The organism is Novosphingobium sp. FG90 (assembly GCF_057808725.1).
Map to the genome: position 1 here is coordinate 1 of NZ_JBMDIO010000012.1, position 13608 is coordinate 13608.

Genomic DNA, 13608 nt, shown 5'->3' on the forward strand with positions numbered 1-13608 from the left:
CCTGACGATGGCCCACGGCCACAGCCGAAATTACACCACCTTGACGGACGCGACCCGCTGACGCTGCTGATGCCGGCCGATGGGAGTAATGCCTGCGGGGTGGCAACTTTGGCAGGTATACAGGTCGCCAAGCTTAGCCGAGCCCATGGCGTGCTGCTGTCCGAGGCGGTGGCGCACTGGCTGTCTCGGCAAGGGGCGGTGCTTGCTGATTTTCCGGAAGGTGATGCGCCCTCTCTCATGCGCTATGCGGCGATGCTACGTCGCCCTGCGGTGTCGCTTGGCTGGTTCGGCCCGCCGCCGCAGGGGCTGGTCGAAGTGCCGCTGGCCAATCCGCTTTACACGGCTCTGGTCGTGCTGACCCGCCGCGGAGAACGCCGCCGTACAGCCGAGCGTTTCCTTGCCGGGCTTCCGGCACCGGAACCCGGCGGGTAGGCTATAAGGTCAGGGCGTGGTGAGGCGGGGCGTGCCCATGCAGGGCAGCGCCTGCGCGTAGGCTGCATACCATCGCGCCGCTGCAGGTTCCGCCATGCTGCTGGGTTGGAAAAGATCCTGCACCTCAGCGCCTTCGAGCAGCAGTCGGAGCGGCACTTCCATCCGCTTCCCGGTAGCGGTGTAAGGGATGAACGGCGCTTCAACGATCAGGTCGGGCACATGACGGCGGCTGGCGCGGCGGGTCAGGGTTTCCGTGATCCGCATGCGCAACCCCGCGTTTAGTCCAGCGCCGGGAGCAAGCTGTACGAACAGCACCAGCAATTCTTTATGTGGGCCGGACTGAGGGTAGAGCGCGATCGCGTCCGCGACTGCATCGACGGTATCCAGGGCGCGGTAAATCTCTCCAGTGCCAATGCGGATGCCGTTGCGCTTGATCGTCGCATCCGACCGACCGAGCACATAGCAGCCGCCCTCGTCGGTGATGCGCAGGAGATCTCCCTGTCGCCATACGCCGGGGATCGTCGCGAAATAGGTGGCTTCAAACCGGCAGCGCTGCGGATCGTTCCACAACCCGATCGGCATATTTGGAAATGGGGAGCGGATGACCAGTTCGCCGGCGGCCTCTCGCACCGGCGCGCCGTCCGGCCCGAGCGCTTCGACATCCATGCCCAGTGCGCGGGCGCTGATCTCTCCGGCGCGGGTAGGGATCGTCCGCACTCCACCGGCATAGGCCCCGCACAGTTCGGTGGAGCCGGACTGTGAAGTGATCCGTGTGCGGGGTGGCAGCGCGTCGGTTAGCCAGTCGAACAACTCGGGGCTGGCCGGGGCGCCGCCCATGATCAAGAGTTCGAGAGCGTCGAGCGCATGGCAGTCACGCGGGCGATATCCCTGTGCTATCAGCTTGTTGACGTACGTAGGGCTGGCGCCGATCACGGTAGCGTTGGTTTCCGCGGCGATGGCCCAGAGTCGCCCGAGATCAGGGTGGAAGGGGCTGCCGTCATAGATGGCGATTTTCGCGCCCAGCAGCATGGCGCAGATCGTGGTGTTCCAAATCACCCAGCTCGTCGTCGAATAGAAGAAGATCGTCGACTGCCTGGTGATCTCTGCGTGGAAGAAATTGTCCTTGAAAGCGCCCAGCAGCATTCCGCCGTGGCTGTGGACGATGGGCTTGGGCAGTCCGGTCGTGCCGGATGTGAAGAGGATCCACAGAGGATCGTTGCTTTCCACCTGTTCGAAATGGAACTCTGCGCGCGCAGGCGCCGGTGTGGCAATCAGCGCTGCCCAATCCCGCAGGCGCGGATCGGCGTCTGCGGGATTGCCAGCTCCCAGCGCCGGAAGCATGATCAGGTGCTCAACTGAGGGCAACCGGTCGGCGATTTCGCGCACCAGCGCTCTGCGATCGTGCTCGATCCCGTTGAAGTGGTATCCATTTACCGCGAACAGAACTTTGGGTTCTATTTGCGCAAAGCGGTCCACGACGGCGGGAGTCCCGAATTCGGGGCTGCAACAGGACCATATCGCGCCGATCGCGGTCACGGCCAGCATGGCGATGGCCGTTTCGGCGATGTTCGGCATATAGGCGGCGACACGGTCGCCGGATTTGACTCCCAGCGCGCGCAGGCCTGTGGCCACGCTGCGCACAGCATTGCCCACCTCGCCCCAGTTCCAGTCGCGCCGCAGCCGTGCTTCGGAGTAGCAGTGCAGCAGGGTACGGTCCGTCAGCTCCGCTTCCATCTGCAGCATGTGCTGCGAGAAATTGAGCCGCGCGCCGGGAAACCAGAGCGTGTCGCGCATGGCCTCGCCTTCACAGACGGCGTGCCAGGGGGAGGACGCTTGAACGTTGAAAAAGTCCCAGAGCGTAGACCAGAAGTCATCGCGTTCGGTGACGGACCAGTGCCACAGCGCATCGTAGTTGGGCAAGTGGATACCGCGCTCTGCGGACAGCCAGTTCAGGAACAGCGTGATGTTGGAGTTTGCGCTGTCCTCGGCCGAAACCGCGCGCAGGACGGTGCCTTCGGCGACCAAGCGCCGCGACGGGCAGCCGACCGCGCGAATCGCTTCAGGCCGCTGGGTATCGCCCCCGGTCGACGGCCGCTGCCGGCCATCGGCACTGGCTGGCTGCTGCACCATGGCATCCTCCTTGGTCTTGTTATCGGCCGCACTATGATCGTTTCAGCGATAGGCGGCAAACGGCAAGACGTCGAATTCACCCGCTTCCTCCCGCCATGTGGGGAACTGCGACGAGGCGTGCCGTTATGGATCAGGCGTCAGATTGTCAGAATCGTTTGAAAAAACCAATTCGATCGTTTTATTATTTTCGGCATATTTTGGAAAAATGCGCCATTTAGAGCCACTAATGACGTCATTGACAATCCGGATATGTAAGCCTAGACGATAAAACTATTGCTTTAAACGATGGCTTTGAGAGGCGTCGCTCGAAGGGTGTTGGGGGTGGCTTCCGGTGGTGTCGATCGCCGCGAACGGGCCATTTCCGCATCCGTTTCTTTGCAGGCGCAGGGTGATTGTGGGCTCCGGCCCGATTGGGAGAAGCAGTTCATGGATTTCAACCTTCCCGGAGAAGACGACCCGCGCCGCGTCGAGGTGCGCCGCTGGTTCGAGGCCAATCCGAAGCCGACATATGCGCAGATCGCCCAGCAGGGGTACACCGCACCGCATTGGCCGCGGCCTTGGGGCTTGGGCGCTGATCCCGAGACGCAGCTCATCATCGAGGAGGAGATCGTCCACGCCGGCGTGCCGCATCCGCACACGATCAATGCAATCGCGATCAACCAGTGCGGCCAGTCGCTGCTCGCTTACGGCACCGAGGAGATGCGGCAGAAGTTCCTGCCGCCCGCCCTTGCCTGCGATCATATCTGGTGCATGCTGTTCTCTGAACCGTCCTGCGGGTCAGATCTTGGCGGTCTGCGGACCCAAGCTCGGCGCGACGGCGACGATTATATCATCAACGGCCAGAAGATCTGGAATTCGGCGGCCAATCACGCTGCCGTCGGCGTGGTGATCGTGCGCACCGATCCCTCTGCGCCCAAGCACCGCGGTCTCTCCGTGTTCCTGATCGACATGAAGGCCCCCGGCGTTGAAGTGCGCCCGATCCTCGACATGTCGGGTGAAGAGCCGGAATACAACGAAGTGTTCCTCACCGACGTGCGTGTGCCCGCTGCCAACCGCCTGGGCGAAGAAGGCCAGGGCTGGCAGATCGTCATGGAGCAGCTCCAGACCGAACGCATGAGCATGACCAAGCCGGGCGCGGTATGGGGCTATGGTCCGAGCGCGCGTGAACTGGTCTATGGCCTGATCGAGAGCGGCGGTATCAAGGATCCGTTGGTCCGCGACGAGGCCGGGAAGCTCTATGCCGAGGGCGAACTGCTGCGCCTGCTGGGCTATCGCAACCTGAGCAACCGTATCAATGGCACCCCGGCAGGCCTTGAGGCGAACCTGGGCAAGATGATCGCATCGCCGCATGGTCAGCGTCTTTCGGCGCTGGCCAAAAGCGCCGAGGGTGTCGCCGGACTGGTCCGCGACGATGACGAACTGGCGTTGCCGCCGGGCGATTACGGGCTATTCCGTAATTGGGACTATTCCTACTGGTTCGGCCCTGCCGCGACACTGGGCGTCGGCACGCAGGAGGTTCTCAAGAACAGCGTGTCCGAGCGTATTCTGGGCCTGCCGCGCGATGTCGATCCTTCGGCCAAGATTCCCTTCAACGAGATCAGCCGTGCTCCCGCCAAGACTGCGGCCTGAGAGTAGAATCGCGCAAAACACTTTCCGGAACGGCGGCCGAGGCAATGCCCGCCGTCGTTCACGAGAGCAAGGAACAGGCAAATGAATTTTACGCTGAGCGACGACCATCTCGCGCTGAAGGATGCGGCGCAGACGTTTCTTTCCAAGGAGGTCAGGCTGGACCCCTATCTCCGTCCGGAAGCGAACCGCACCCCGGTCCAGCCGGATGGACTGTGGGACGGCATCCGGGCATTGGCCTGGCAAAGCATGGTCATCCCCGAGGCCTACGGCGGTCTGGGCATGGGTTACCTCGATCTCATCATGATTATCGGCGAAATGGGCCGCTCGCTGGCGCCCGCGCCGCTGTTCGGCACGCTGGCCGGAGCATGGGCCATCGAAAAGGCCGGGTCGGAAGCGCAAAAGGAAACGCTTCTCGGTCAGGTCGCTGCGGGTGAGCTTTCGCTCGCGCTTGCTGTGGCGGATCCTTGCGGCGATGTGAACGGGCTTTCGGGCGGCGTTACTGCCAGCGCCTCCGGCGATGGGTGGACGCTGAACGGCGCGAAGTCCTTCGTGGTCGATGCAGCTACTGCGGACAAGCTGGTCGTCGTGGGTGAGGTCGACGGCGCGCAGGCGTTCTTCGTGGTCGATGCCACCGCACCGGGCGTTGCGATCGAGCGGCTGGATTGGCGTGACATCACGCGCACCGTCAGCGCGGTGCGGTTCGACAACGTGCCCGCCGACCGGCTGGCCGAAGCGGATGCGGGCACCTGGTCGTGGATTCGAGATCGCCTCTACCTCGTTCTGGCTGCCGAAAGTGCCGCAGGAATCGAGCGAGTCCTGGCCGACGCGGTGGCCTATGCCAAGGAGCGGATCGCTTTCGGTCGTCCGATCGGTTCGTTCCAGGCGATCAAGCATCCGCTGGCTGAAGTGGCAGGCATGTCCGAATGCGCCACTGCCGGAGTTCAGTACGCCGCATGGGCGCTGGACGAAGGCGATGCCGGTGCCAGCAAGGCGGTCGCGATCGCGCAGAGCTATGCCAGCGACGCCTACTGCGACGCTACCTATCGTAACATCCAGGTATTCGGCGCGATCGGCTTCACCTGGGAGATGGCAAACCACCTGTTCTACAAGCGTGCCCGTGCGAACGCGGCGCTGCTGGGAACGCCGCGCGATCAGCGCGATCAGCTCATCCAGATGCTCGAACGCGAACACGTCCGGGCAGCTTGAGGCAACGGCTTCCCCGGCGCATCTGGCGCCGGGGAAGGGCAACTGGAGTATGCGATGGTTCAGGTAAGGTTCGTTTCGCCCGATGGCGGTGAGACCGAACTCCAGATCGACGAGAACACGTCGGTGATGGAAGGCGCGGTGCGCGGCGGGATCGAAGGTATTGACGCGGATTGCGGCGGACAGCTTTCCTGTGCGACCTGTCACATCTACGTTGGTAAGGAATGGTTCGACCGGCTGCCTCCGATGAGCGAGGATGAGAAGGATCTTCTCGAATTCGCCCCGGAACTCGAAGAAACGTCACGCCTGTCCTGCCAGATCATGCTGAGCGCGGAGCTGGATGGGATCGAGATTCGCATTCCCCGCTGCCAAGGCGGTTGAGAACGCACGGAAGCAGCCCGATGATCGACATGACCACCCGTACTGCCGGCGACGAGCAACTGGCGATGTTCCGCGAGACAGTGCGCCGGTTCATGGCCTCCGAACTTGAACCGCATATCGAGCAGTTCGAGCAGGACGGCATCAGCGACCGCACGTTCTGGCGCAAGGCCGGTGACGCCGGGCTGCTGGGACCGCAAGTGCCGGAGGCCTATGGCGGTCCGGGTTTGGATTTCCGCTATAATGCGGTCGTGGCGGAAGAACTGGCCTATGCCGGTTCGGCGATTGCGGTGGGTGTGCATAGCGATATCACCCCTGATTACCTGATCCATTACGGCACCGAAGCGCAGAAGTTGCGCTGGCTGCCGGGAATGGTGTCGGGCGAGGCGATCGGCGCGATCGTGATGACGGAGCCTGGCGGGGGCTCTGATCTGGCGCGGCTTCGCACCACCGCGCGGCGGGACGGCGATCACTATGTCGTGAATGGGGCCAAGACGTTCATCAGCAACGGGCAGATGGCCGAACTGTTATTCGTTGCGGTCCGCACCGGCGACGAGGGGGCACGGGGCATTTCCATGCTGCTGATAGAGGCGTCCACACCGGGCGTTTCGCGCGGCCGCAATCTCGACAAGATCGGCCAGTGGTCTGCCGACACGTCCGAACTGTTCTTCGAGGACGTGCGGGTGCCGGTGGAGAACCTCATCGGCGGGGAAGGGCAGGGCTTCGCGCTGATGATGCGGCAGCTTCCGCAGGAACGGTTGAGCATCGCTCTGACCGCGCAGGGCTATGCCCAACGGGCCTTCGACGAGGCGCTGCGCTTCACCCGCGACCGACAGGCCTTCGGGAAACCGGTGATCGATTTCCAGAACACCCGGTTCGCGCTGGCGGAATGCCGGACGAAGCTGCAGGTGGGCTGGGCGCATATCGATGCCATGGTGAAAAGTCTGGTGGACGGCACGCTGACGGGGGCGCAAGCCTCTGCCGCTAAGCTGTGGCATACCGAAATGCTATGGGAAGTCGTCGATGCCGCGCTTCAACTGCATGGCGGTGCCGGGTACATGAACGAGTACGCCATCGCCCGGTTGTGGCGCGATGCGCGCGTCATGCGGATTTACGGCGGCACTTCGGAAATCATGAAGGAAGTTGTGGGGCGCGCGCTCTGAGCGCCGTCCGTCGCAGGTAGCCGGAAAGGGAATGAGCGACATGGCCGCAAACGTCGAGACAATCGACTACGGACGCCTTGGTGACTGGATGGACGGACAGGGTCTGGGGCGCGGTCCGATCGAAGACATCATGCCACTGGCCGGCGGTACGCAGAACCTTATCGTGCGGTTTACCAAAGGGGGGCGCAGCTTCGTGATCCGCCGCCCGCCTCCGCGCATACGGCCTGAAAGCAATGAGACGATGCGCCGCGAAGCCCGCGTGTTGACCGCGCTGGCGGGTAGCGACGTACCGCACCCTGCGCTGATCGCGGCGTGTGCTAATGAGGACGCGCTGGGCTATGCCTTTTACCTGATGGAGCCGGTGGACGGCTTCAATCCAACGGCAGGGTCGCTGCCTGCGCTGCACGCGTCTGATCCGGACCTGCGGCGCGGGATGGGCTTTGCGATCGTCGACGGCGCGCTGGCGCTGGGACGCGTGGATTACCGGGCGGTCGGGCTTGAAGGGTTTGGAAAGCCTGACGACTATTTGCGCCGGCAGGTTTCGCGCTGGCACTCGCAATTGGAAGGCTATGCCCGTTATGATACGTGGCCTGGCCTTGCTGCGCTACCGGACGTGCGCTCGATCGAGCACTATCTGGAAGAGAACTGCCCGGCGGCGTTCGTGCCGGGCATCATTCACGGCGATTACTCGCTGGGCAATGTCATGTACCGCAACGACGGCCCCGAACTGGCCGCGATCATCGATTGGGAACTCGCGACGATTGGCGATCCACTGATCGATCTGGGCTGGCTGCTGGCGACATGGCGCGGGGTTGCGCCGGTGGATCTGGCCGTCCTGCAGGTCGATCCATGGGACGGTTTCCCGCGCGCCGATGAACTGGTGGCGCATTACGCCGAGCGCAGTCCGCGCGATCTGTCGCGGATCGACTGGTATATGGTGTTGGCCTGCTTCAAGCTGGCGGTTATCCTGGAGGGCACCCATGCGCGGGCGCATGCCGGGATCGACGCGATGGACACCGGCCTGCAACTGCACGATACTGCGACCCGGTTGCTGCGTCGCGCTCTGGCGCGGATCGGAGCGTAATTCGGCCCTGTCTGTGGACTGCCTTGGCGTTCGCCGATTGCCTGCCTTGGCAAAGAAAACATATTTGGGTTATGACCAGTCCGTTTTAGACGATAGACCTGTATCCGTGCGGGAGGGATCGTCCGCAAAAGCCTAATGGACGGAAAAGTAGATGCGCTTCACTGACTTGCCCATCGTGGATACCGAGGACAGGACGAAAACCCGTCAGACGATCAAGGTTGCCGCACGACGGCTTTTCGCAGAACGCGGTGTCGAAGCTGTCAGCGTACGGGAGATCGTAGCCGCGGCGGGGGCGAAGAATGGCGGTTCATTGAACTACTATTTCAAGTCCAAGGAAGGCCTGATCCTGGAGCTCCTGACGGACTTGTTCCAGGAAAGCAGCCGGGCCTGGCTGGACGGGCTTTCCGGCCTTGAAAAGCGCGGTGGCGCCAAGTGTGTGCGCGATATCGTCGAAGTCGTGGTGCTGGCGCCGGATACCGATACGTTTTCCGATCCCGCCCCCACGTCCGCCCGTTTTCTCGCCAGCGTGTTGTTCACGCGCCGAAAGATGACAGCGGAATTCCTGGAGCAGATGAACTTTTCCGTCTTCGGGCGCCTTCTTCAGTACATCGGTGAAGTGCGCAGCGATATCCCGGGACCGGTGATGCGTCAGCGGCTGATATACTTTGCCTGGTATGTCCTGTCCGTGCGTGCCGCGCATGAAGCCTGGGTCGCCTCGCGCAAGCGCAGTGAAATCTGGAGCGGTTACGACCCGTTGCTGAACCTTGTCGAATCGGCGACCGGTCTGCTCGAAGCCGGTTATACCGATGCCGAAGAAGCAGCGGCTGCGGCTCCCAAAAAGCCGCGCCGTGCCCCGCGTGCGCCGAAGAAGCCGGCTTCCTGACCGGGATAAAAGCCGTTCCACTTTGACGTAATGCGATCGTTTTATGGATGCTTGCCTGTTTCCATGATTTCGGCGCGCTTCGGGAGAGGTTTTCGGGTCTGCATTTTCGGCACAGAATGTGGTCGGGCACAGCTGTTTGGATTATGTATTGATGAAAGCGTTTGTTTTATGTTAGCCAGATCTCAAGCGGAGGGCATGATCCCCCGTTGAGAGGGGAAGGCTACGTGAACGATCTGGATTTCAGCGGAAAGAAGGCGCTTGTCGTCGGTGGTTCCAGCGGAATCGGCAATGCCATCGCGCAGGCTTACCGGGCGCGGGGTGCGCACGTGGAAGTTTGGGGCACCCGCGCTGCCGCCAAGGATTATGACGGTGGGGAGCAGAGCGACCTGACCGGACTTTCGTACCGCCAGTTCGACATGAGCGACGCTGCCGCAATCGAAGCCTGGGAGCCCGATTTTGATCGGCTCGACATTCTGGTGCTGTCGCAGGGTGCCGTGCTCTACCGTCGTCAGGAATACGCGATGGAGGGGTTCCGCAAGGTTGTGGAGATCAACCTCATCAGCCTCATGGCCTGCGCAATGAAGTTCGAACCGCTGTTACGCGCGGCTCGGGGCAGTCTGCTGATCGTCAGTTCCACCGCCGCGTTCCATGCGACGCCGGGCAATCCTGCCTACAATGCCTCCAAGACAGGGGCTTTCGGGCTCACGCGGACGCTGGCCCATGCCTGGGCGGCGAACGGGGTGCGGGTGAACGGCCTCGCACCCGGGTTCATCCCCACCAAGATGACCGCCGTGACGACCCAACGCGACGCGCAGCGCGAGGCGGCGCTGGAACGCATCCCGATGGGCCGATTCGGAACGATCGAGGAAATGGCCGGCGTGGCGCTGTTCCTTGCATCGCCGCTGGCGTCCTATGTCACCGGGCAGACCATCATCGCCGATGGCGGCCTGCTCCTGTGACGATGACTCCCGACGGGATTATGATGAACGCGGCGATTTGTGAGGCGGTCGGCGAGAATTCAGCCCTGCGCGTCGGTCCGTGGCCCCGTCCCGAAGCCGGACGCGGGCAGTTGCTGGTCCGGGTCGCGGCAGCGAGCATCAACTTTCCCGATCTACTGGTGACGCAGGACCGCTACCAGTTGAAAGCTGCCCCGCCGTTTGTGCTGGGAGCCGAAGCGGCGGGCGTGGTTGTCGCGGTGGGCGAAGGCGTGTCCGACGTTGCACCGGGCGATCGTGTTGTGTTCATGGGGGCGATCGGCGCCTTTGCCGACTATGCGGCGTGCGACCGAGGCGAGGCCTTCGTGTTGCCGCCGGAGTTTCCGCTCGATCTGGCAGCGGGCTTCGGCGTAGCCTACTCTACCGCCTATCTGGCGCTCGTCACACAGGGTCGTGTGCAAGCGGGGGAAACGGTGCTTGTGCTGGGTGCGGCGGGCGGTGTCGGCCTCGCTACCATTGAAGTCGCCCGGGCCCTGGGCGCGCGGGTGATCGCCGCCGCTTCTACCCCCAAAAAGCGGCAGGCAGCGTTGGCAGCGGGTGCTGATGAGGCGATCGGCTATGATGCGATCAAGGCTGACGTCATGCGGATCACCGACGGGCGGGGCACTGACGTGGCCGTGGATATCGTCGGCGATCGCCATGCCGAGGCGGCTTTGCGCGCGCTGGGCTGGCAGGGGCGCTATCTGGTTGTCGGCTTCGCGGCGGGGGCGATACCCCGGTTGCCGGCGAACCTGCTGTTGCTGAAAAGCGCCAGCGCGATCGGCGTCGTTCTGGGGGCATGGGCCGCACGCGATCCGACGACGGCGGCGAACAATTTCGCGGCCATCCTTGCCTTATATGCACAAGGCAGGCTGCATCCGCGCATTCACGCGCGCTACCCCCTGAGCGCAATCCGGGCGGCACTGGCCGAGGTAGGCGAGCGCAGGGCGATCGGCAAAGTCATCGTGGACATCGAAACTGACGGGAGCAGGCAAGCATGAAGATTGATGGCATATCCGCGATCGTGACCGGAGGCGCATCGGGCTTGGGCGGAGCAACCGCCGCCCGGCTTGCCGCTGCCGGCGCAAAAGTGACACTTTTTGACTTGAACGAGGCGCTGGGCAAGGCCCATGCGTCCGCGATCGGTGGCCGCTTTGCGCGGGTGGACGTGACGGACGAAACACAAGTGTCCGCCGCGCTGGAAGACGTCGAAGGGCTAGACGGGAAAGCCCGCATCCTGGTCAACTGCGCAGGCACCGGGCCGCCAGCCAAGATCATCGGGCGCGACGGCGCGGCGCTGCCGCTGGCCGACTTCGCGCGGATCGTGAACATCAACCTGCTGGGCACGTTCAACGTGATGTCCAAGTTCGCGCAGCGGCTACACACCGCCGATCTTCTCGGCGAGGAACGCGGCGTCATCATCAACACCGCCAGCATCGCGGGGTTCGACGGGCAGATCGGCCAGCCCGCCTATGCCGCGTCCAAGGCAGGCGTCGCCGGCCTGACCCTGCCCGCAGCGCGTGAACTGGCGCGCTATGGCATCCGGGTGGTGACGATCGCACCGGGCCTGTTCATGACGCCGCTGCTGGCATCGCTACCACAGGAAGCTCTGGATTCGCTGGGCAGCCAGACGCCGTTCCCCAACCGCCTCGGCCATCCGGACGAATATGCCCAACTGGTCGAGGCCATCGTCGGCAATCCGATGCTGAATGGTGAAACGATCCGCCTCGACGGCGCGATCCGTCTGGCGCCGAAGTGAGGGGGCGCAGCGATGGCTGACGAAAGCGCACGCGGCGGCCCTTTGGCGGGACTGCGGGTAGTGGAATTCGCCGGGATCGGTCCCGGTCCGCATTGCGCGATGCTGCTGGCGGATCTGGGCGCGGAAGTCTTGCGTATAGACCGGCCGGGCGGTGTGGCCGCGCTTAACCCGGTGGTCGACCGGGGGCGGGCGATGTTGACGCTGGACTTACGCAGCGATGAAGGGCGCACCCGCGCGTTGGACCTGCTGGACCGTGCCGACGTGCTGATCGAAGGCAACCGCCCCGGCGTGATGGAGCGCCTTGGCCTTGGCCCTGATGCGGTGCTGGCCCGCAATCCCCGCCTCATTTATGGACGGATGACCGGGTGGGGGCAGGATGGCCCGCTGGCCGGGCGCGCGGGCCACGACATCGGCTATCTGGCGCTGACCGGCGCACTGGCGGCGATCGGACGGCGCGGCGAACCGGCAGCGGTGCCGCTCAACCTCGTCGGCGATTTTGGCGGCGGGTCCATGTTCCTGGCCTTCGGCATCATGGCCGCGCTGTGGGAGCGGGAGAAATCGGGGCAAGGGCAGGTGATCGACGCGGCAATCGTCGATGGGGTCGCCTCGCTCATGTCGATGTTCGCCGGGATGGTTCCCAGCGGCGCGATCTCGCTGGAGCGTGACCGGAATCTCTTGGGCGGCGGCGCGCCGTTCTATCGTACATACATTTGCGCGGACGGAGGGGAGTTTGCGGTCGGCGCGGTCGAGCCGCACTTCTATGCGCAGTTGCTCGATCTGATCGGTGCACCTGCGCAGTGGCTGGACGATCAGCTGGACGTAGCCGTGTGGCCCGACCGCTGCGTGCAGATGGCGGCGATCTTCGCCACCCGGACGCGTGATGAATGGACCGACATCCTTCAGGATACGGACGCCTGCGCGGCGCCTGTCCTGAATCTGAATGAAGTCCCTGCACATCCGCAGACGCGCGCGCGCGGCAGCTACGTTGAGCGCGACGGGGCCCTGCACAACACGCCCGCGCCGCGCTTTTCGCGAACGCCGGGCGCAATCGGCAAGAACGAAGATGCTTCAACCCTGCTGGCGCGGTGGGGCCTTTGACAGGAAAGACCGAGGAGAAGGACATGAGCGGGGATTTCGTTGCGAAGACAATCGATGTGGACGGCTGCCAGATCAGCTACGTCGAGGTGGGAGAAGACCGGGGTGGTGTGCCGCTGCTGCTGCTGCACGGTGGCGGACCAGGCGCGGGCGGCATCAGCAACTATATTCGCAACATCGCGCCCCTAGCCGAGAAAGTTGGGCGGGTGATCGTGCCCGACATGCCCGCCTTCGGCGCATCGGAAAACAAGATTCCGGCCGGTCCCGGTACCGGCCTGATGGGCACGTTCGGCGATGTGACGCTGCGCTTCATGGATGCGCTGGGTATCGATCAGGCGGATATGGTGGGCAACTCTATGGGCGGCGGGCAGTGCCTGTCCATTGCTTTGCGCCACCCAAAGCGGATGCGCCGCATGGTTCTGATGGGGCCGGGCGGCTTCCTGTCCATGCACACGCCGACCCCTTCGGAGGGCACTCGTCGCATGGCGACGTTCTACGCTGGCGATGGCCCGACGGAGGCCAAGATGCGCGGCGTTCTGGAACTGCTGGTTCATGACCAGTCGGTGATTACCGAGGAACTGGTGGCCGAACGGCTTGCCGCCGCCACCCGCGCTGACGTGATTAACGATCCCCCATGGGCGAAGCAGGGCCTCGATCCGTTCTGGCAGGAGCCGCTCTGGCAGATCCCGCACGAAACCCTGATCCTGTGGGGCAAGGACGATCGGGTAAATCCGGTGGACGGCTATCAGCTGTTCAGCCGCATGATCGCCAACAGCGAAGTCCATCTGTTCCCGCAATGCGGACACTGGATTCAATGGGAAAAGGCCGATCGTTTCAACGCGATCGTCGCGGACTTCCTGCAACGCTGAATAGGGGGC

Annotated in this window: 12 protein-coding genes and 1 pseudogene; 12 read left to right on the plus strand and 1 reads right to left on the minus strand. The window is 63.7% G+C overall.

Translation table 11 applies throughout. The features are described from left to right. Positions 1-432, plus strand: a pseudogene (locus ACODRZ_RS12600) (hypothetical protein); the annotation flags it as partial. A 9-nt stretch (positions 433-441) separates the two neighbouring features. On the opposite strand, the gene ACODRZ_RS12605 reads toward ACODRZ_RS12600, so the two are convergent. Further along, on the minus strand, positions 442-2562 hold the full coding sequence (locus ACODRZ_RS12605) for an acetoacetate--CoA ligase (RefSeq protein ID WP_488970747.1): 2121 nt from the start codon (positions 2560-2562) through the stop codon (positions 442-444). 426 nt (positions 2563-2988) lie between these two features. Between ACODRZ_RS12605 and ACODRZ_RS12610 the strand changes: the two genes are divergently transcribed. The 11 genes from ACODRZ_RS12610 (at position 2989) to ACODRZ_RS12660 (ending at position 13599) form a co-directional block, all read left to right on the plus strand. Continuing rightward, positions 2989-4191 carry an acyl-CoA dehydrogenase family protein gene (locus ACODRZ_RS12610; RefSeq protein ID WP_488970746.1) on the plus strand — a complete coding sequence of 401 codons (1203 nt, stop codon included), beginning with the start codon at positions 2989-2991 and terminating at the stop codon, positions 4189-4191. Positions 4192-4272: 81 nt separating this feature from the next. After that, entirely contained in the window at positions 4273-5397 is a 1125-nt protein-coding gene (locus ACODRZ_RS12615; RefSeq protein WP_488970745.1) for an acyl-CoA dehydrogenase family protein, read from the plus strand. A 54-nt stretch (positions 5398-5451) separates the two neighbouring features. Next, positions 5452-5775, plus strand: a complete 324-nt coding sequence (locus ACODRZ_RS12620; protein ID WP_488970744.1) for a 2Fe-2S iron-sulfur cluster-binding protein — start codon at positions 5452-5454, stop codon at positions 5773-5775. 20 nt (positions 5776-5795) lie between these two features. Next, the gene (locus tag ACODRZ_RS12625; RefSeq protein WP_488970743.1) at positions 5796-6935 is read left to right on the plus strand and encodes an acyl-CoA dehydrogenase family protein; all 1140 of its coding nucleotides are present in this window, start codon (positions 5796-5798) and stop codon (positions 6933-6935) included. Positions 6936-6966: 31 nt separating this feature from the next. Further along, a complete protein-coding gene (locus tag ACODRZ_RS12630) occupies positions 6967-8019 on the plus strand; it encodes a phosphotransferase family protein (protein WP_488986205.1) in 1053 nt (350 codons plus the stop codon). Positions 8020-8170: 151 nt separating this feature from the next. Further along, positions 8171-8902, plus strand: a complete 732-nt coding sequence (locus ACODRZ_RS12635) for a TetR/AcrR family transcriptional regulator (protein ID WP_488970741.1) — start codon at positions 8171-8173, stop codon at positions 8900-8902. Positions 8903-9126: 224 nt separating this feature from the next. Further along, complete coding sequence (locus tag ACODRZ_RS12640) at positions 9127-9861, plus strand: SDR family NAD(P)-dependent oxidoreductase (protein WP_488970740.1); 735 nt, start codon at positions 9127-9129, stop codon at positions 9859-9861. Between the two features lie 23 nt (positions 9862-9884). Continuing rightward, a complete protein-coding gene (locus tag ACODRZ_RS12645; RefSeq protein ID WP_488970739.1) occupies positions 9885-10877 on the plus strand; it encodes an NADPH:quinone oxidoreductase family protein in 993 nt (330 codons plus the stop codon). Continuing rightward, positions 10874-11635, plus strand: coding sequence for an SDR family NAD(P)-dependent oxidoreductase (locus ACODRZ_RS12650; protein WP_488970738.1), 762 nt, complete (start codon positions 10874-10876; stop codon positions 11633-11635). Before ACODRZ_RS12645 ends, ACODRZ_RS12650 begins: the two co-directional genes overlap by 4 nt. Before the next feature lie 12 nt (positions 11636-11647). Continuing rightward, positions 11648-12733, plus strand: a complete 1086-nt coding sequence (locus tag ACODRZ_RS12655; RefSeq protein ID WP_488970737.1) for a CaiB/BaiF CoA transferase family protein — start codon at positions 11648-11650, stop codon at positions 12731-12733. Positions 12734-12756: 23 nt separating this feature from the next. After that, the gene (locus tag ACODRZ_RS12660; protein ID WP_488970736.1) at positions 12757-13599 is read left to right on the plus strand and encodes an alpha/beta fold hydrolase; all 843 of its coding nucleotides are present in this window, start codon (positions 12757-12759) and stop codon (positions 13597-13599) included. Positions 13600-13608 lie beyond the last annotated feature (9 nt).

What these genes read in the sequence shown, in the direction of transcription:
- ACODRZ_RS12630 (WP_488986205.1), top strand. Translation starts at nt 6,967, where the DNA reads ATGAGCGACATGGCCGCAAACGTCGAGACAATCGACTACGGACGCCTT.
- ACODRZ_RS12615 (WP_488970745.1), top strand. Translation starts at nt 4,273, where the DNA reads ATGAATTTTACGCTGAGCGACGACCATCTCGCGCTGAAGGATGCGGCG.
- ACODRZ_RS12660 (WP_488970736.1), top strand. Translation starts at nt 12,757, where the DNA reads ATGAGCGGGGATTTCGTTGCGAAGACAATCGATGTGGACGGCTGCCAG.
- ACODRZ_RS12645 (WP_488970739.1), top strand. Translation starts at nt 9,885, where the DNA reads ATGAACGCGGCGATTTGTGAGGCGGTCGGCGAGAATTCAGCCCTGCGC.
- ACODRZ_RS12650 (WP_488970738.1), top strand. Translation starts at nt 10,874, where the DNA reads ATGAAGATTGATGGCATATCCGCGATCGTGACCGGAGGCGCATCGGGC.
- ACODRZ_RS12625 (WP_488970743.1), top strand. Translation starts at nt 5,796, where the DNA reads ATGATCGACATGACCACCCGTACTGCCGGCGACGAGCAACTGGCGATG.
- ACODRZ_RS12620 (WP_488970744.1), top strand. Translation starts at nt 5,452, where the DNA reads ATGGTTCAGGTAAGGTTCGTTTCGCCCGATGGCGGTGAGACCGAACTC.
- ACODRZ_RS12605 (WP_488970747.1), bottom strand. Translation starts at nt 2,562, where the DNA reads ATGGTGCAGCAGCCAGCCAGTGCCGATGGCCGGCAGCGGCCGTCGACC.
- ACODRZ_RS12635 (WP_488970741.1), top strand. Translation starts at nt 8,171, where the DNA reads ATGCGCTTCACTGACTTGCCCATCGTGGATACCGAGGACAGGACGAAA.
- ACODRZ_RS12655 (WP_488970737.1), top strand. Translation starts at nt 11,648, where the DNA reads ATGGCTGACGAAAGCGCACGCGGCGGCCCTTTGGCGGGACTGCGGGTA.
- ACODRZ_RS12610 (WP_488970746.1), top strand. Translation starts at nt 2,989, where the DNA reads ATGGATTTCAACCTTCCCGGAGAAGACGACCCGCGCCGCGTCGAGGTG.